This is a genomic window from Saprospiraceae bacterium (assembly GCA_016715965.1).
Lineage (GTDB): Bacteria > Bacteroidota > Bacteroidia > Chitinophagales > Saprospiraceae > Vicinibacter.
This window is the reverse complement of the sequence record JADJXG010000003.1, coordinates 42,183-56,390: the sequence shown is the minus strand read 5'-3', so window position 1 is coordinate 56,390 and position 14,208 is coordinate 42,183. Positions and strand designations below refer to the sequence as shown.

28 protein-coding genes are annotated in these 14,208 nt (G+C 37.3%); 22 read left to right on the top strand and 6 right to left on the bottom strand.

The genetic code is table 11. The annotated features are described in order from the left end of the window. The first annotated feature begins 773 nt into the window (after window positions 1-773). From IPM48_15095 to IPM48_15035, 13 genes are all read left to right on the top strand, one after another. A complete protein-coding gene (locus IPM48_15095) occupies window positions 774-1,007 on the top strand; it encodes a hypothetical protein (GenBank protein MBK9272909.1) in 234 nt (77 codons plus the stop codon). Between the two features lie 202 nt (window positions 1,008-1,209). Next, a complete protein-coding gene (locus tag IPM48_15090) occupies window positions 1,210-1,452 on the top strand; it encodes a hypothetical protein (protein ID MBK9272908.1) in 243 nt (80 codons plus the stop codon). 66 nt (window positions 1,453-1,518) lie between these two features. After that, complete coding sequence (locus IPM48_15085) at window positions 1,519-1,785, top strand: hypothetical protein (GenBank protein ID MBK9272907.1); 267 nt, start codon at window positions 1,519-1,521, stop codon at window positions 1,783-1,785. A gap of 123 nt (window positions 1,786-1,908) precedes the next feature. Beyond that, window positions 1,909-2,190 (top strand): hypothetical protein, encoded by a 282-nt coding sequence (locus IPM48_15080; protein MBK9272906.1) that lies wholly within the window; start codon window positions 1,909-1,911, stop codon window positions 2,188-2,190. A gap of 65 nt (window positions 2,191-2,255) precedes the next feature. Then, the gene (locus IPM48_15075) at window positions 2,256-2,540 is read left to right on the top strand and encodes a hypothetical protein (GenBank protein ID MBK9272905.1); all 285 of its coding nucleotides are present in this window, start codon (window positions 2,256-2,258) and stop codon (window positions 2,538-2,540) included. Between the two features lies 1 nt (window position 2,541). Continuing rightward, window positions 2,542-2,859 carry a hypothetical protein gene (locus tag IPM48_15070; protein MBK9272904.1) on the top strand — a complete coding sequence of 106 codons (318 nt, stop codon included), beginning with the start codon at window positions 2,542-2,544 and terminating at the stop codon, window positions 2,857-2,859. Between the two features lie 38 nt (window positions 2,860-2,897). Further along, the gene (locus IPM48_15065; protein ID MBK9272903.1) at window positions 2,898-3,098 is read left to right on the top strand and encodes a helix-turn-helix domain-containing protein; all 201 of its coding nucleotides are present in this window, start codon (window positions 2,898-2,900) and stop codon (window positions 3,096-3,098) included. Further along, the gene (locus IPM48_15060) at window positions 3,076-3,747 is read left to right on the top strand and encodes a hypothetical protein (protein ID MBK9272902.1); all 672 of its coding nucleotides are present in this window, start codon (window positions 3,076-3,078) and stop codon (window positions 3,745-3,747) included. Before IPM48_15065 ends, IPM48_15060 begins: the two co-directional genes overlap by 23 nt. A gap of 129 nt (window positions 3,748-3,876) precedes the next feature. Then, entirely contained in the window at window positions 3,877-4,101 is a 225-nt protein-coding gene (locus IPM48_15055) for a hypothetical protein (GenBank protein ID MBK9272901.1), read from the top strand. Between the two features lie 6 nt (window positions 4,102-4,107). Further along, entirely contained in the window at window positions 4,108-4,350 is a 243-nt protein-coding gene (locus IPM48_15050) for a co-chaperone GroES (protein MBK9272900.1), read from the top strand. A gap of 48 nt (window positions 4,351-4,398) precedes the next feature. Continuing rightward, window positions 4,399-5,673 carry a site-specific DNA-methyltransferase gene (locus tag IPM48_15045; GenBank protein MBK9272899.1) on the top strand — a complete coding sequence of 425 codons (1,275 nt, stop codon included), beginning with the start codon at window positions 4,399-4,401 and terminating at the stop codon, window positions 5,671-5,673. Window positions 5,674-5,700: 27 nt separating this feature from the next. Then, on the top strand, window positions 5,701-5,871 hold the full coding sequence (locus tag IPM48_15040) for a hypothetical protein (GenBank protein MBK9272898.1): 171 nt from the start codon (window positions 5,701-5,703) through the stop codon (window positions 5,869-5,871). 30 nt (window positions 5,872-5,901) lie between these two features. Beyond that, window positions 5,902-6,096 carry a hypothetical protein gene (locus IPM48_15035; GenBank protein MBK9272897.1) on the top strand — a complete coding sequence of 65 codons (195 nt, stop codon included), beginning with the start codon at window positions 5,902-5,904 and terminating at the stop codon, window positions 6,094-6,096. Window positions 6,097-6,245: 149 nt separating this feature from the next. Here the strand turns inward: IPM48_15035 and IPM48_15030 are convergent, their stop codons facing one another. Then, a complete protein-coding gene (locus IPM48_15030) occupies window positions 6,246-6,524 on the bottom strand; it encodes a hypothetical protein (protein MBK9272896.1) in 279 nt (92 codons plus the stop codon). Between the two features lie 536 nt (window positions 6,525-7,060). Here IPM48_15030 and IPM48_15025 point away from each other — a divergent pair. From IPM48_15025 to IPM48_14985, 9 genes are all read left to right on the top strand, one after another. Further along, entirely contained in the window at window positions 7,061-7,279 is a 219-nt protein-coding gene (locus tag IPM48_15025; protein MBK9272895.1) for a hypothetical protein, read from the top strand. A 203-nt stretch (window positions 7,280-7,482) separates the two neighbouring features. Beyond that, window positions 7,483-8,211 (top strand): N-acetylmuramoyl-L-alanine amidase, encoded by a 729-nt coding sequence (locus IPM48_15020; protein ID MBK9272894.1) that lies wholly within the window; start codon window positions 7,483-7,485, stop codon window positions 8,209-8,211. Window positions 8,212-8,215: 4 nt separating this feature from the next. Beyond that, window positions 8,216-8,617, top strand: a complete 402-nt coding sequence (locus IPM48_15015; GenBank protein ID MBK9272893.1) for a hypothetical protein — start codon at window positions 8,216-8,218, stop codon at window positions 8,615-8,617. After that, complete coding sequence (locus tag IPM48_15010) at window positions 8,596-8,868, top strand: hypothetical protein (GenBank protein ID MBK9272892.1); 273 nt, start codon at window positions 8,596-8,598, stop codon at window positions 8,866-8,868. The genes IPM48_15015 and IPM48_15010 overlap by 22 nt, the downstream gene beginning before the upstream one ends. 149 nt (window positions 8,869-9,017) lie before the next feature. Further along, a complete protein-coding gene (locus tag IPM48_15005) occupies window positions 9,018-9,287 on the top strand; it encodes a hypothetical protein (protein MBK9272891.1) in 270 nt (89 codons plus the stop codon). Between the two features lie 10 nt (window positions 9,288-9,297). Beyond that, complete coding sequence (locus IPM48_15000; GenBank protein ID MBK9272890.1) at window positions 9,298-9,519, top strand: hypothetical protein; 222 nt, start codon at window positions 9,298-9,300, stop codon at window positions 9,517-9,519. Then, window positions 9,516-9,821 (top strand): hypothetical protein, encoded by a 306-nt coding sequence (locus tag IPM48_14995; protein ID MBK9272889.1) that lies wholly within the window; start codon window positions 9,516-9,518, stop codon window positions 9,819-9,821. The genes IPM48_15000 and IPM48_14995 overlap by 4 nt, the downstream gene beginning before the upstream one ends. Beyond that, on the top strand, window positions 9,811-10,149 hold the full coding sequence (locus IPM48_14990) for a hypothetical protein (protein MBK9272888.1): 339 nt from the start codon (window positions 9,811-9,813) through the stop codon (window positions 10,147-10,149). Before IPM48_14995 ends, IPM48_14990 begins: the two co-directional genes overlap by 11 nt. Continuing rightward, window positions 10,112-10,729 carry a hypothetical protein gene (locus IPM48_14985; protein MBK9272887.1) on the top strand — a complete coding sequence of 206 codons (618 nt, stop codon included), beginning with the start codon at window positions 10,112-10,114 and terminating at the stop codon, window positions 10,727-10,729. The genes IPM48_14990 and IPM48_14985 overlap by 38 nt, the downstream gene beginning before the upstream one ends. A gap of 133 nt (window positions 10,730-10,862) precedes the next feature. Here IPM48_14985 and IPM48_14980 read toward each other — a convergent pair whose 3' ends face one another. From IPM48_14980 to IPM48_14960, 5 genes are all read right to left on the bottom strand, one after another. Further along, entirely contained in the window at window positions 10,863-11,252 is a 390-nt protein-coding gene (locus IPM48_14980; GenBank protein MBK9272886.1) for a hypothetical protein, read from the bottom strand. 144 nt (window positions 11,253-11,396) lie between these two features. Continuing rightward, window positions 11,397-11,633: a hypothetical protein gene (locus tag IPM48_14975; protein MBK9272885.1), complete on the bottom strand. Its 237-nt coding sequence runs from the start codon at window positions 11,631-11,633 to the stop codon at window positions 11,397-11,399. Beyond that, a complete protein-coding gene (locus IPM48_14970; GenBank protein ID MBK9272884.1) occupies window positions 11,630-11,803 on the bottom strand; it encodes a hypothetical protein in 174 nt (57 codons plus the stop codon). The genes IPM48_14975 and IPM48_14970 overlap by 4 nt, the downstream gene beginning before the upstream one ends. A gap of 1 nt (window position 11,804) precedes the next feature. Further along, window positions 11,805-12,119 carry a hypothetical protein gene (locus tag IPM48_14965; GenBank protein ID MBK9272883.1) on the bottom strand — a complete coding sequence of 105 codons (315 nt, stop codon included), beginning with the start codon at window positions 12,117-12,119 and terminating at the stop codon, window positions 11,805-11,807. A 24-nt stretch (window positions 12,120-12,143) separates the two neighbouring features. Continuing rightward, the gene (locus IPM48_14960; GenBank protein ID MBK9272882.1) at window positions 12,144-14,207 is read right to left on the bottom strand and encodes a hypothetical protein; all 2,064 of its coding nucleotides are present in this window, start codon (window positions 14,205-14,207) and stop codon (window positions 12,144-12,146) included. Window position 14,208: the final 1 nt, after the last annotated feature.

Below are 14,208 nucleotides of genomic sequence, written 5' to 3'. Positions count from 1 at the left end.
TATCTATCATGCCAAGGTGCTATGTGATTGAGGTACTAGTACCCTAGGCTAGTAATATTGGGATCGCACTTTGAAGCTTGGTATTGTGCTATCACCTTGGTGCTATCACCTTGGTGCTATCACCTTGGTGCTATGCTGCCAAGCATACTCTCACCTTGGTGCTGAGTCAATAGGCAAAGGGCTAAGGTGCTAGCATATAAGGATGTACCCCTATTACTATATCTATGCACTAGTCCTATTGCTATGCTTATATACTATAGCTATGTGCTATGTGCTATGTACTATATACATGATACATATTACTAGCACCTTAGTGATAGTGTAGATATAACCGCATAGATGATTGACAAACATTGACAAATTAAACGAAACTAAAAGACGATAATATATGTAAAGATGATTGGTTATACTTGTAAAGCATTGTAAACCGTGGAAAGAAACACAAGACAAACGTTTACAAAGATTAAAACTCGATAATTTGACCCGAAACTTGAAGCTGACACTTGTCTATATTACACTTGACAAGCATATGCATCTATTGTATTGTATAGACAGTATAGAATTAATTTATACTACTGAGACTTACTAACATGAGAATTATAACACTTGGTAATTATACCATATTTAACAGACGCAAAGCCCGACTATATCTGCGTAAACATAAGACAACTATTAAAATAATAGCTAGCCTATTGCTTGCTCTACTTCTTTATACCTTAGTATGCACAATGGAGTTAAATACACTAATGAAAATGCAAGGGGGTGAGATATAAATGACAATCAAAAAAGCACAAAAACAATTGCAAAACATAATGGACGATTATAACGTAACTGATTTATATAAAGAAGTTGCAAGTATAATCTACGATGAGATAGAAGACTATGAAAAAGCAGAAGACTGGTTCAATGATTTACTATCTCATGGTTGTATCAGTGGCATGGTATGCGCTCTTATCTACTACAAAGACACTCACGCTTTCACTAAAAATATCTTGATGACATTTTAGAGTTACAGCAGGACATGAACAGTCAAGGGCTTGAAGTACACATACCAAACGACACAGACGCACAAAATTGGCTAGCTTGGTTTGCTTTTGAAGAAACAAGCAGACAAATCGCTATAGACCTAGGCATGAGGTTTAAGCCTTGATAGTGCTACTTAGCAATAGGTAGCACTAATCAGAACTTAAACAAAGGGGGTGAGTAAATATGAAGTATAAATTTAATAATGCCATGAGCAAAACCAAATATATCAAGTGTATTCGACCTAGTAGAGAATGGGTCAACCAAGACTTGCCAGACATTATGAGAATGGATGGCTCAAGAGCCATTGAAGTTACATTTCCAGAGTATAAAGTATTGATATACGCAGATAATCAAAACGAAGCCAACAAGCTCGAACACTTTGTGAAATCATCAACGGGTAAAGAGCCAGAGATTTATATATTTTGAGCTTTGCTAGTATCCGTTAGTGATAGCGGATACTAAACAGAACTTAAAAAAAGGGGGTGAAAAGTAATGCAGATATACAAAATATATGACAACAACGGCAAAACCGCCGACAGATATTCAATATTAGTATTGCCGTTTCACTATGGAATTGAAACCATAGAAGGCAAATATCAAATAGATTGCTTGTCTGTTAGCGATGACCCTACACATCCACAATATGGGGTTAGCACTTGGGGTTATGCAATAGACGATAAACATTTGGGCAAGGAAATAAAGCTCGAACAACTACCAGAAAATGTGCAAGAGCATGTTTTGTTTAGATTGTCTAAATAACATGAATGATAAAACATACGAAGCATTAAAAGAATTAGTCAAAGAAGATTGAGCTTTGCTAGTAGTCATTTGTGCAAGGCAACAAGTGACTACTATGGAGGGCTTGAATAGGGGGTGATAATTATGAAACAACAAATAGTAGGACTTGCAGGCGAGGAAGAGTACCTTGCTAATCACAAACCAATTATGAGAATAGGCGATTATGTAGAATGGAAGGGGGCTTGGAATACTGAAAAACCGAAAATTGTTAAGATAATGTCAATCGAAGTTGAATGTATTGGCAAGTCTGGTATAGAGGTTCAAGAGGTGGAATGGGAAAAAGTAAACAATGAACAGGTTATCGTGACACTTGATAACAAACATTGGGCTTATGGTTATCAGATTAAACAGCCAGAGATACTATAACCCGTTTACCTAGCCCATGATATAAGGATGTCAAAGCGTGGGCTAGAATAAGGGGGTGAAAATTAATGAGTCACAAACAAAATGATATAGCATTAGAACAAGACTACGAAACATTGGCGGAACATGTATATGATTTTGCCGACAAATGGGACAATGAAAAAACAATTGGTGCCCTACGTACTATCATAGACGAAATGGAAAGCCAAAAAGATAAGGATGTCAGGCGATCAGTAGCAGATACTTGTCTTGATTGTGGTCGAAGACTGCCAGATGCTGTACTTGAAAACAGAGACAATGGTTATGCTGAATTTGTAACATATTGTCCATGCGGAGCAACATATATTAGCTAAAATGGGAAAGACAAATTTACAAGCCATAAATAAGCAAATGGTTGATGTGATGAACGAACTGACTGAGAAAATACCAGCTCTTGAAAAATTGGAGTCGGAATATTATGGAAGATACTACAGATTTTTACTACAAGCTGGGGAAAGCACTCAAGCAGGGCGTGAAGCATCAGCCAAATTGCAGTTAAGGATGTCAGAGGATGGTAAAAGTCCATCCATATTCGAGCAATACATGGACTTAAAAACTGATGTGCGAATACTTTTAACCAAAAAAGAAATGTTAATCGAAATAGGAAGAAACCTTAGGAAAATAACAGATTGACTATTGACAAGTAGTAGCATATATTGTAATGTATAGACATGACCAAGATTAAAGATATGTTTTTAACATTAGACGAAGCAGCCGATATTCTTAGAACCAACAGAAGACATATTAAGCGTATGGTTGAAGCTGGAATATTGAGAGCTAAAAATATTGGAATAGGTGAAGAGCGTAGCTTTCTGAGAATTTTGAAAGAAGATGTGACTAGCGTAAAAAATGGGAATTTTACCAAAAAGTGATGTCGAATGGATTGAAAGTTATTTAAAAGATGCAGAAACTGAGACTACTGCCGATACTAACACTGAATTTAGCTATAATGATAGTCAGAACGATCCTTACGAAATTATCAACCAGATTTATGAAGAAGAAATAAAAGGGGGTGAAGCAAACATGCCAAAAACAATAGATGACTATAGCAATTATGATATCCCACAGGGCGAAGGAGGCTTATTTTGGAAACCTGAAGAAGGAGATAACAGGATAAGACTGGTCACTAAACCATTAGAAATCCGTTTTTATGATTCTGGAACTAAAGATTCATACAAAACGACTTTGTTAGCGGAAGGTGAAAACGCACCAGAGGGAAAAAAAGTAAAGATCAAATATGCTTATCTCATTCTGGACAGGGAAAGAGATAACAAGATCTTTGTTTACGAAGCACCAGTAACAGTGTTCAGGCAAATACTCGCATACGCAACTGACAAAGAGTATGGAGACCCCAGACATTATGATGTAACTATCAAAAGAAAAGGGAAAGGATTGGGAACTGAATACAGTGTTATAGCTTCTCCCAAAAAATCTGATCTGACAGATGAAGAGGTAAAAGCAATAGCAGAATTTAAACAACTAGAAGACGTCTACACAGAAGAGGGTGTAAACGCAAGTTAAGTAAAAAACTTCGGGGGCTTTCATAGCCTCCGAGGCTTGAGACTTAACTAACATGAAAGTAAATTTAGGTAAAACAATTAACAATGACATCTATTTTAAAAGATAGATTTTAACAAAGCTGTTCTTTGGATGACTAGAGAAATATCTCTACACAAGACAGTTGTTGATAAGTGGATACCTGAACAGGGACTAACAAAGATCATGCTATATGATCCAAAGAGAAGAACTGTTTATTCAGTTACAGTTGAGGAAGCCAAAAAGCATTGGAATTTAAAAAGGGTGGGGCAAGAGAGTCAATACTATTTTCCGATTGAAATTTTAAAGAAAAAAGAAAATGTAGAACTTAATGTATAACAAAGCATGATAAAGCCAACAGAAAATTACATACTAATTAAAGTAGAGGACAGAGAAGAAAAAACTGAGTCGGGTATATATTTGCCAGAAACAAAAACCGATGTGCATCAACAAGGTGAAGTTGTGCAAGGGGATAAATATAAAGCTGGTGACATAGTAATTTTCAGACGCTGGTCTGGTGAGGACATAACATACAATAACAAAAAATATTTGCTAGTACATAAAAAGGATGTTTTAGCAACTGTTTAAATTTCAGTTGTACGAGTTTATCGTACATCTCTATATAGATATAAATGTATGAATACAATTTTTCAAGGTGATTGTTTAGATATATTAAAAACGCTAGATGAGAACTCGCTAGAGAGTGTTGTAACCGATCCACCCTACGAGCTTGGTTTTATGGGTAAGAAGTGGGACAACACAGGTATTGCTTACAATGTTGAGATGTGGAAAGAGTGCCTTAGGGTGCTAAAGCCTGGTGGATACTTATTATCTTTTGGTGGTACAAGAACTTACCACAGAATGACAGTAGCTATTGAAGATGCAGGATTTGAGATAAGAGATATGATTGAATGGGTGTATGGGTCGGGCTTCCCGAAAAGTTTGAATATAGGTAAGGCAGTAGATAAGTTGCAGGGGAATGAGAGGGAATTTGTTTCTAAAAATCCTGCGAACCGACCATACAATTTGACTAAAGGAGAAACATCAACAGGATGGCAATCTCCACCAAGACCAGACAAAGATAAGGGTACTTCCGAATGGGAAGGCTGGGGAACTGCTCTTAAACCAGCACACGAACCTATTTGTATGGCACGAAAACCTTTGTCAGAAAAGACGGTAGCCGAGAACGTATTAAAGTGGGGAACAGGTGGAATAAATATAGATGAGAGTAGGGTGGGAATGTCGCAAGAAGATAAGGAAATGTTAGATGCAAAGGCAAGCATAAATAATAATGGAGTAAATTTTGATGTTGGAGAAGGTAAAGCAAAAGGCACAGCAACACCAGCAAATAATTTGGGTCGCTTCCCTGCCAACCTAATCCACGACAACAGCGAAGAAGTAAGAGAGTGTTTTCCTGAGACGGGAGTTTCAAAAGGTGGAAATGTAGGCGTGTTGAATAATAAAGTCTATGGTAAATATGGAACAGAGAAAAATAATGATGGTTGTGGTTTTGGAGATTCGGGCAACGCCTCTCGTTTCTTCAAATCAATAATCTATACAGCAAAGGCAAGTAAGAGTGAGAGGAATAAGGGGTGTGAGGATATGGAGGACAAGGATAGAATTGACTATGGAGGGTTTCACAGTGAAAAGGGTTTGATAGAGAATAATAGAAATCCTGAAAATAGATTACCAAACAAAAACAACCATCCAACAGTTAAGCCTCTTGCCCTTATGGAATATCTAATCAAAATGGTAACGCCTAAGGGCGGAACAGTCCTTGATCCTTTTATGGGAAGTGGCACTACAGGAATAGCCTGTAAAATGAACGGATATAATTTCATAGGCATAGAGCTAGACGAAGAATATGTAAAGATAGCAGAGGCAAGACTGGCACAGCAAGTGTTAATTTAAATCAGCCAAATAAACACTTATACAGATATGAAAAACCCAAAAGGCGAAATCAAGACACTAGACGATTTGTTTTTCAAGGCTGATATGCATGGTGCAATCTTATGTTACTGGAATGGCATGATGTTTTCAGTTAAGAAACTGGGGAAAGAAGGTGGGGAAAAGACGGGTCACATACCACCAAAACAAAATGACAAATAAAGAGGAGAATATGAAAGAAGGTGATTAAGTATGGATAAAACACTTGCACAAATCTTTATGGCTGTGGTGGTGATTGGTATAATTGCCACTATGATTGAGGCTACCAACGTGGCTCTGGCTGACTCTTTGTATGGCGTGGCTGGAATAGGTATGTATGTGGTTGGATCAATCTTAGCACTCAGGGTTTGGGTTAGAGAAAACGAGAAGGGGGTGAAAGAAAAATGAAAAAATTACTATTTGCCAGCGTGGCATTTGTAACTCTTGTGTATTGGCTACCAAAGTTTATACACGAGGTTAGGATGTACTGGTAAACAAAACCTGCCCGTTTTGTGCTATTATCAAAAAGGGTCAACACAAGACAGGTGAACTTGTGCTTATATATCTTTAAATATATCTTTTATGGCTTCAAAAGCTTCATCAGCTCGTTTTTCGTCTTCGGATTTTTCTGTCTTAGCTTTCTGTTTCTCTTCCCATTGATGTTCTAAATCCCATTCCAATGTCTTTCTCTCTGCTTTAATCTCACCAAATCTATACTTGAAATATTCTGCAATTTCTTCTTTGGTCTTTAGAGTCCTCAAGGCTTGCTGTGTTGTCAGCTTACTGTAATCTATACTATTTTGATTTATTGCCATATTCTTTTTCTCTACTAACATTCCCTAGGCTTGTAACAGAAAGGCTCTTACTCCAGGGAAGTAAGTATTCTTATTTTCGACTAGTAACTGATTTATGTAAACAGGTTTCTCTTTGCCAGTGAGTGTCACCGTAATACCGACTTTGGTTCAGTTATAAACCATATTCCCTGAGTGTTGTTTCCGAGAAAAGGTCTTGCTCCGTTCACTCTATTAGAAGGGGGTGAACAGCGTGCCCGCTCCAGTCCCCTGTAAACAATTGGATTTGCTTTTTGAAGTAGTTGTGTTGTAGAATGTATTGTTCATAATTCTCGAATCAGAATATCCCCAAACACACCTCGGTGTCAAGGGGATATTTCTGTTATAGAGGCTATTACTTTAAATGATTGTTTTTCAATTGACAAGAAGATCTTAATAGGTCAAAATATAATTGCTCCAGCACTTCTATGTGTTAGAGTCTCAGTAGTTCGGGGCTAGTTGTTGGGCAGGCACTAGCCCCAACTTTATTTGATACTTGACACATACCTACACATATAGTATTCTATGTTCATTACTGAGTTATGTCTGATATTAAATTACATCCAGCTAAAATTTTAAAGATCAATCCGAAGGGAAGATATCTTTTAATATTTGATAAAGAAGATGCTGGAGATCAAAAGAGTTTAGTAGAGCTTAACATACAATTACGAGAATTATTTGGAAGAGCTAAGGTATTAGCTATCTTTGTTAAAGACATAAACAGCGTAAAGATAACAGAGTTAATCGAAAATGAGAAATAAAATACTAAATGGATTTATATTTTTATGTAGGATATATACAATAATGTTTGTAGGGTTTATTAATGCTTTGGCTTTTTATTATTGGTTTACTGGAACATGGACAGTATTAGTATTTTTCATTACTGTACCACTTGCCATAGGTGCAACATTTAAACGTAGATAGGTTGACACCGATAAGAAGAAGAGTGTAAACTCTTAAAAGCATGATAGCTAAAATCTGCCTACAAGCTGGACATCAGAACTGCCAGTATAATTCCATTGTTGCACTAAGACGTTCTACAGGTGCGCCCAATGAAATGAGCTTCAATGTAGATATTAGAGATCAAGTCGCAGGAGAACTTCGCAGAAGGGGTTTTGATGTATATACAACTGATGCCAATGCCAATGATGACCACAATATAACTTCACAAGATTTCGATTTGTTTCTTTCTATACATTATGATGCTGACATTTACGGCAGGGGCGGAGGGTTTGTTGATTTTCCAGATCCTCAAGTAGACAAAGCTACACAAGAATCTCAACGCATTTGCAAGGACATAGAAGAAGAATATTTTAAAACGACTGATGTAGTTAATCGATCCGAAAGGAGAAACGCTAACACTAAATATTATTATATGTGGAAGTATTTAACTGCCAAAACTCCATGCAACATTATTGAGTGCGGTGTTGGTATGCACGTTCCTGATGACCATTCCTTATTACATTTTAATAGACCAAGGGTGGTAGAAGGAATTGTACGGGGAGTCTGTAAGGCTTTTGGAATACCCTACAATCAAGAACCACCAATACCACCATTTGATCCATGTGAAGAATTGAAAAAACAAAATGGCGAGTTAAGCGAACAAATTAAGAATCTTGAAACAAGAGTTACAACTCTTGAAAGAGGTGTTGTAATGGCTTCTAATATTTTACAAAAGCTTGCTGGAAACTAACTTCATGGAAGATAGCCAATACAAAAACTTATTAAAAGCAATCGAACGCATAGACAAACGGGTAGATAGTGTTAGTGCAGACGTAAATAGGATTGATAAAGATATGGCTGATGACAGAAAAGATTTCTCTGATATAAATTTACGTCTTAAAAATTTAGAACAATCAGAAGATGAAACTAGAAAAAGCATTGCTAAACTACAACAAAAAACGAATGATGCAGTTGTGGGTGCTGTCGAACGAGCTGTAAAACCTTTGGAAGACAAAATAGATCAATGGGTTGAGAAAAAAGTTATCAGAACTAAGGCTGTAAAAACCAATATAATAGATTTAATTAGAGATCATCTTAACAGTCTTAAAAATTGGCGCAAGGGGGGTGAAGTAATATGGCAGATGAAGTACAAATGAAAGATGCTAATAACTATCCGCAATGGAAAATAATAGCCTGGAGATTTCTGCGTACTGCAGTAGCAGGTGGAGCAGGAGCAGTAGTAGCTGTTAGCGTAGTTTTGAAACCCGATTTGGAAAATATCCAAGAATACAGTTTTGCTATATTGGCAGCTTTTGTCGCTGGATTTATTGCAGCGTTAGCCAAGGTTATCCGAGACAATTGGGGTTCTGTAAACAAAGACTCAATTATTGATAAGATTCCTGCTTGACACTTAATTGACAGCAAGGTAACGTATATACATGCTGAGACGTTTCTTGAAAATAATATTTTTCCTTCCAGTATTATTTTATTTGATCGTACTGCATTTAGTGTATAAAATTATTGGCAGGGATTTCCCTGAAGTAGTATCAAAATAATATGGATTTAACAGATATCGCAGGAACAACAATTCAAGCCCAAAAGGGTCGATCTGGTTCTCTTCCTAAAAGAGCGCAGTTTGTACCTGCCGAAAAATATGATAATCAAAATGAAGAGGAAGCAAACGGGGTTCCAAATAATCCCCAAGCCAAAGCTTTTCGAAAGACTCATTGGACACCTGATAAGTTTGTGCAAGATGGACAAATTTCTGCTGGAGATGTAGACAAAGACCAGGAAGAATTTTTAAAGAAGACTGAATTTGTGGAATGAGGTGAGTAGTATGGCAGCTAAAAAAAAGACAACAAAAAAGACAGAAATCAAGAAGGAAGAAGTTAAAGTAAAAGAAGCACCAAGGACTGTTGAAATACACAGCGCAGATGGTAGGACATTATATGCTCATGTAGCTGGGAAAAAATATGAAGGTAAGGTTATCGAAGTCAGCTCAGAGCGTGAAAGTGATGTTAGAAGAGTGCTTATAGAAGGAGGATTCTTACTTAAATGAAAATACCCAAAGGAGCAAAATTATCTAAACCAAGTGGAGAAGAAATTAAGCTAACCGAAGAAGAATTGGCTGAATTGACTTTTCATTCCCGTATGGTTCGTGAAAAACAATACGAACTCAATCATTGGGAACAACAAGTGCAAGCTGCTCAAAGAAGAATAGAAGGTCGTGTAGGATTGGAACACGATAAGTATTTTATTAATTGGAGTATGGCTTTCAGAAACGGTATGATTTATAAAGTAAAGTCTCCCAAGACTAGTGTAAGTGTTGGTAAAGAGGAGAAACGCCCCAATGCCAAATAAAAATTACATACGTAGTCGTAATAGGGAAATAATGCTTGCAAATAAATTTTATAAAGAGGGTTGGTATTCCATACGTGCAGCAGGTTCGAAGGGTAATGCTGATGTCATTGCCATAAGACCTGCAAAATGTAGCAACCCCAATCATTTTGAGGTTAAGTTTATTCAAGTTAAAGTGTCTCAGAAGCTAAAGAACAAGTCTATCGTCCATAAAGTCGAGGAAGCCCCGTTCGGTATGATAAACGTAGAGTACAGAAAATATCCTGTTAAAAGTGGGGCGTGGTATAAAAAATATGGCAAGAAGAGCAATCGGAACAAAACAAAGAAATAGATATAATCATCCAAACATCCAAAAAGGATGGGAAGACTCATCCCCCAGGGTTGGTATTAATAAAGAGTACAAGCCCGAAAACGAACGGCTTTTGGACGAAGAGTACGATCGGGTGCTGGCAGTACACGATCCCCTATGGAGAGATATTGTTTTGAGATATCCCAAAGAGTCAGAGTCCCCATTGGTTGTTGTCGGTTATAATAGCATCCCCATAGCAATAGAGCTTTCTCAGTGGACATATCCAGTAACTTTTGTGACTTCAGAATACAAGGGAGTAAAAAGAGCTAGTGAGGATGGGAAAATACACGCTGGTACATTTCAGAATATATATTACTGTGACTACTTAAAAACGTTACCTAGGGGTCGAGTGATAAGTTTCCGTAACACCTTAACTCATCTGCCTGATACTACCCTATTTGAATTTTTAGACATGGCTCTCCGCCGATCTCACGAGGTCGTAGCTTCAGAAAAGAATATAAAAAACTGGTATGCTTTACTAAAAGACAGATATGACGTTAATATTAAAATATACGAGGAAGGAGCATGGTGTCTATTAAAGATACGGGAAAAGACCGATTAAGAAGTTTAATCGAAAAATGGAAGAAGGAGGGAAAATCTGCCAGACAGATATCCCGACTAAGGTATTACCATAAAAACAAAGACGAAATATTAAGAAAGAGGAGAAGTCTGCCCCATCTAAGATACAAAAGACATTAAGATTTAACTGGCTTCATTGGTTCTATTTTCAAGCCAACAGGTCGTTTAGTTTCCATGTCCACAATTTTATATCCGCCAACTTTTTTGCTGGCTTCAGCAATATGATTTTGTTCTTTGTCCTCGATTTTTTTGGATATTCTACCAGCATCTAATTTGTGTGACAGATCCAACCACTTACGAGGAAGTTTCCTTCCCAATAGCAAGGCTAAACCTGTAAAGAAAAAGTACCAGAATGATATAGTTAGAAAGGCAATTGAGTCAGTAAATGAGATTGTCGATCTTCTTACAGCTCTTGAACTTTCAATCATGTGTTGAACAATCTTTTCTGTAGGGGGTGAAGTATCAAGCTCTTTCATCAAGTGGTCAGGTATTGTTGGTTGTGCCATATTACTTTTTTTTAGATCTTAAACGGGTAAAGTATTCGATTTGTTTTAATCTCTTTCTGGCTTCGGTAACCGAACCAAAATCTCCAAGTTTTTTTCCAGTCTTGTGACTGCGTATTTCCACCTTATTATCTCTTTTAACAATTGTCATTTTAAATGTGTGTTTTCTGGTACGTGTTGTGCTGTGATGTCTCTCAGTTTATCTTTTTCAATTCTGGAAATATCATTAGGATTTATATACATGGTTTCTGTATCAGCCCTGTCTGGGATCATGGGATTAGATCTGTTTGGTTTCTCTTCGTCTTCACCATCAATCATCTTCATTTTCTTACTGCGAAGAGTTTTGAATATGTCTAGCAAATCTATGTTTATGTTTATTTTCATTTTTTTATTTTGTCGTTATTATCTCCTTTTTGTAATTGTTCTAACAAAAGTGTCATTTTGTTTATGATAACTTTTATGCGGTCTGCATCCCTTACTGGTACGCTTACCTGATTAAGTGCCTGAATTGAGATAATTAAATCATCCCCTGTTAATGTAACGTTTGGTTTCATGTTAAATATCGTCATCTCCTTTCATAATTAAATTCATGTTTTTCTGTTCTTCGTCAGCAGCTTTTTCTGCGATGGGTGTAGTATCAAAAGCCTTATAAATTCTTTTTGCTATGTCTTTTAGATCATCTTCTGGTATTTCTATAAATAGTGCATAAGACTTTAGGGGAGCGTATGCGTCTAACCTGTCCTGCTTTGTTGCAAATCCCACAACTGTAACTTCTTGTACATTTGTATCAAAGTCAAGAGTAGCTTTAGTAATACGCCAATAATTTGCTTCTGTTTTGTTTGGAAGTTTTATAGTTTTAAGTTTTGCCATGTTTATATTATAACCCTTTTTTAATTAAGTAGTTACACATGCAGTTATAATACCCTTTGTAAATGTTAGTGCATGGGTTGTTGTACCGTCTGCATCTAATACGGTAATTGACTTGTCTATTCCTGCTGTACCCCCCACACTAAAAGCAACTGCATCAAATCCGTTAGTATCAACAAATGCCTTTTCGGTACCCTGATTTTTGAAACTAGCTATCTTTGCACCAGATGTAGCAAGGTCATTCTCTGTATCGAATAAGTAGGCTAGGGCTGTTCCCCCGTCTGCTACCTTGCTTTCAAACTTAGTCCTTTGAACATAATTGCTATCTGTTAGTGAAAGTGAGTTATGAGCAAGGGTTAAATCCTCCGAGGTATATCTTGGGATGTTTGTTTGTTCGGCAACGTTTTGTGGTGCATCAGGAAAGAACGAAATACCCGTTATACTTACGCCATGAGTAGGGTGGTAGAAGGATATTCTCATTTTTTTAGAGTAGTTGTGGTTTGCAGATAGCGACACCGTGTAGACAAGGTTTGTGTTTGTTGTCGTTGAACTCCAAGTCATCCAACTATCAGCACCGCCAGAAGGTCTATAACTTTCAACTAGAATGGTTGAAGCAATACTGCCTGTAGAATAGAAACTGATAACGAGCCTACCCTGAACATAGGTATATCCAGTGTTAGTGTTAGCAGTCCAACCAATGTAAGGATTGAAGTCGATTTCTATATATCCTGTTGTTGCTGTTAAACAAGATGCTGCAATTCCAAAATGATACCCGTCAAATGTTGAATCATAATATGTGTTCATGTTAGATGTAGTTACTGTGTAGCGTGAACCTGCACCCTGTAATCTGTCCATTGAAGGTATACCGTTTACCTTACCCCCGATATACATATTTCCCTCGTAATAGTATTGATTGACGTAGTTGATTCTGTGAAATAGTAGACTGTTTGTGTCGTAGTACCTGACTAAATCCTCTGTTTGTGTTCCGTCTGCCGTCTTTGTTGCTTGTACTCTGAAAACAACCTTATTCTCGGTAAACCCTCCAACCATAAGCATAGTAGAGATACCACTTGAATATGAGGTTGTACCAACAAGCAAACACCTGTTTTGAGGTGAGAAGTATGCCATGTGGTTGCCACTACTGTCGTTTATTCTTAACCCATACTGCCAAGAAGTACCGCCCGATGTGAGAGTAAAGATGTTATTCGTAATTCCATCAATGCCAAGCCCAAGTGTTGCCTTATCTGTCGATGTGTTGTAGGTAAAATAAGAGTCAGAAGTAAAAGCCGATGTTCCATTTCCAATAGGTACATAGTATTGCGTAAGGCTTGTCAATCCCGTGCCTCCATAAGGTACAGTTATGGCAGTCCCATTCCATGTACCAGATGTAATAGGAGCATTAAACCTGTGCCCTGTGGTAGCCCCATAATCCAAATACCCGTCATTAAGCGAATCTATATACTCGTTACCATCTGTTTGGGTAAACTGGATTTTGTCGGTCAGAAGAGTTAGTCCTAAAGTTACTTGGTCTGCACTTGCATCTGCAAAAATTAAATTAGCATTAGTATCTCCCTCGACTCTAAAATCCATGTCTCCCCCCTCATCATTAAAAACTGCCTCTGAGTTTGGTTTTAAAATAAGGGTTTGCCTTCTCCCTGCATCTGCACCATCAAGATTGAAGACTAAATTATTTGTAGCGTTATTATAAATACCAACCGTTGCCTTAGTTGTTCCCGTTGTTTTGAATTGAAAAGCTGCAAAATTAGTTGTTGCATTTCTATCCAATATCATAAAAGCGTTGCTAGTTCCATCAAGGGTGATATTTCCAGTAGCATTTATCTCTACAAACTTAGATGAACCAACTTGGTCTACATAAGCCAATGCCGTTCCACTGTTATTTTGCCATTCTGTAAGGTTGGCGGTTTGAGTACTATGACCTTGAACTACTAGTTGTTTAGCATTGGCAGTACCATCTATGGTCAGCGCACCAGTCATAGTATCGCCTGCCACGTTTACATACCTGTCGTCTCCACCCATTGAACTTCCCACACTATCCATATTGCCCGTAAACGGATTATATTTGTATGCCATA

Excerpts from the sequence above, each read along its gene's own strand:
- IPM48_14995 (MBK9272889.1), top strand. The coding sequence starts at position 9,516 with ATGAAAATACCCAAAGGAGCAAAATTATCTAAACCAAGTGGAGAAGAA.
- IPM48_15080 (MBK9272906.1), top strand. The coding sequence starts at position 1,909 with ATGAAACAACAAATAGTAGGACTTGCAGGCGAGGAAGAGTACCTTGCT.
- IPM48_14975 (MBK9272885.1), bottom strand. The coding sequence starts at position 11,633 with ATGAAAATAAACATAAACATAGATTTGCTAGACATATTCAAAACTCTT.
- IPM48_15055 (MBK9272901.1), top strand. The coding sequence starts at position 3,877 with ATGACTAGAGAAATATCTCTACACAAGACAGTTGTTGATAAGTGGATA.
- IPM48_14970 (MBK9272884.1), bottom strand. The coding sequence starts at position 11,803 with ATGAAACCAAACGTTACATTAACAGGGGATGATTTAATTATCTCAATT.
- IPM48_15050 (MBK9272900.1), top strand. The coding sequence starts at position 4,108 with ATGATAAAGCCAACAGAAAATTACATACTAATTAAAGTAGAGGACAGA.
- IPM48_15025 (MBK9272895.1), top strand. The coding sequence starts at position 7,061 with ATGTCTGATATTAAATTACATCCAGCTAAAATTTTAAAGATCAATCCG.
- IPM48_15035 (MBK9272897.1), top strand. The coding sequence starts at position 5,902 with ATGGATAAAACACTTGCACAAATCTTTATGGCTGTGGTGGTGATTGGT.
- IPM48_14990 (MBK9272888.1), top strand. The coding sequence starts at position 9,811 with ATGCCAAATAAAAATTACATACGTAGTCGTAATAGGGAAATAATGCTT.
- IPM48_15015 (MBK9272893.1), top strand. The coding sequence starts at position 8,216 with ATGGAAGATAGCCAATACAAAAACTTATTAAAAGCAATCGAACGCATA.
- IPM48_14965 (MBK9272883.1), bottom strand. The coding sequence starts at position 12,119 with ATGGCAAAACTTAAAACTATAAAACTTCCAAACAAAACAGAAGCAAAT.
- IPM48_15060 (MBK9272902.1), top strand. The coding sequence starts at position 3,076 with ATGGGAATTTTACCAAAAAGTGATGTCGAATGGATTGAAAGTTATTTA.
- IPM48_14985 (MBK9272887.1), top strand. The coding sequence starts at position 10,112 with ATGGCAAGAAGAGCAATCGGAACAAAACAAAGAAATAGATATAATCAT.
- IPM48_15045 (MBK9272899.1), top strand. The coding sequence starts at position 4,399 with ATGAATACAATTTTTCAAGGTGATTGTTTAGATATATTAAAAACGCTA.
- IPM48_15095 (MBK9272909.1), top strand. The coding sequence starts at position 774 with ATGACAATCAAAAAAGCACAAAAACAATTGCAAAACATAATGGACGAT.
- IPM48_15075 (MBK9272905.1), top strand. The coding sequence starts at position 2,256 with ATGAGTCACAAACAAAATGATATAGCATTAGAACAAGACTACGAAACA.
- IPM48_14960 (MBK9272882.1), bottom strand. The coding sequence starts at position 14,207 with ATGGCATACAAATATAATCCGTTTACGGGCAATATGGATAGTGTGGGA.
- IPM48_15030 (MBK9272896.1), bottom strand. The coding sequence starts at position 6,524 with ATGTTAGTAGAGAAAAAGAATATGGCAATAAATCAAAATAGTATAGAT.
- IPM48_15040 (MBK9272898.1), top strand. The coding sequence starts at position 5,701 with ATGAAAAACCCAAAAGGCGAAATCAAGACACTAGACGATTTGTTTTTC.
- IPM48_15020 (MBK9272894.1), top strand. The coding sequence starts at position 7,483 with ATGATAGCTAAAATCTGCCTACAAGCTGGACATCAGAACTGCCAGTAT.
- IPM48_15070 (MBK9272904.1), top strand. The coding sequence starts at position 2,542 with ATGGGAAAGACAAATTTACAAGCCATAAATAAGCAAATGGTTGATGTG.
- IPM48_14980 (MBK9272886.1), bottom strand. The coding sequence starts at position 11,252 with ATGGCACAACCAACAATACCTGACCACTTGATGAAAGAGCTTGATACT.
- IPM48_15065 (MBK9272903.1), top strand. The coding sequence starts at position 2,898 with ATGACCAAGATTAAAGATATGTTTTTAACATTAGACGAAGCAGCCGAT.
- IPM48_15090 (MBK9272908.1), top strand. The coding sequence starts at position 1,210 with ATGAAGTATAAATTTAATAATGCCATGAGCAAAACCAAATATATCAAG.
- IPM48_15000 (MBK9272890.1), top strand. The coding sequence starts at position 9,298 with ATGGCAGCTAAAAAAAAGACAACAAAAAAGACAGAAATCAAGAAGGAA.
- IPM48_15010 (MBK9272892.1), top strand. The coding sequence starts at position 8,596 with ATGGCAGATGAAGTACAAATGAAAGATGCTAATAACTATCCGCAATGG.
- IPM48_15005 (MBK9272891.1), top strand. The coding sequence starts at position 9,018 with ATGGATTTAACAGATATCGCAGGAACAACAATTCAAGCCCAAAAGGGT.
- IPM48_15085 (MBK9272907.1), top strand. The coding sequence starts at position 1,519 with ATGCAGATATACAAAATATATGACAACAACGGCAAAACCGCCGACAGA.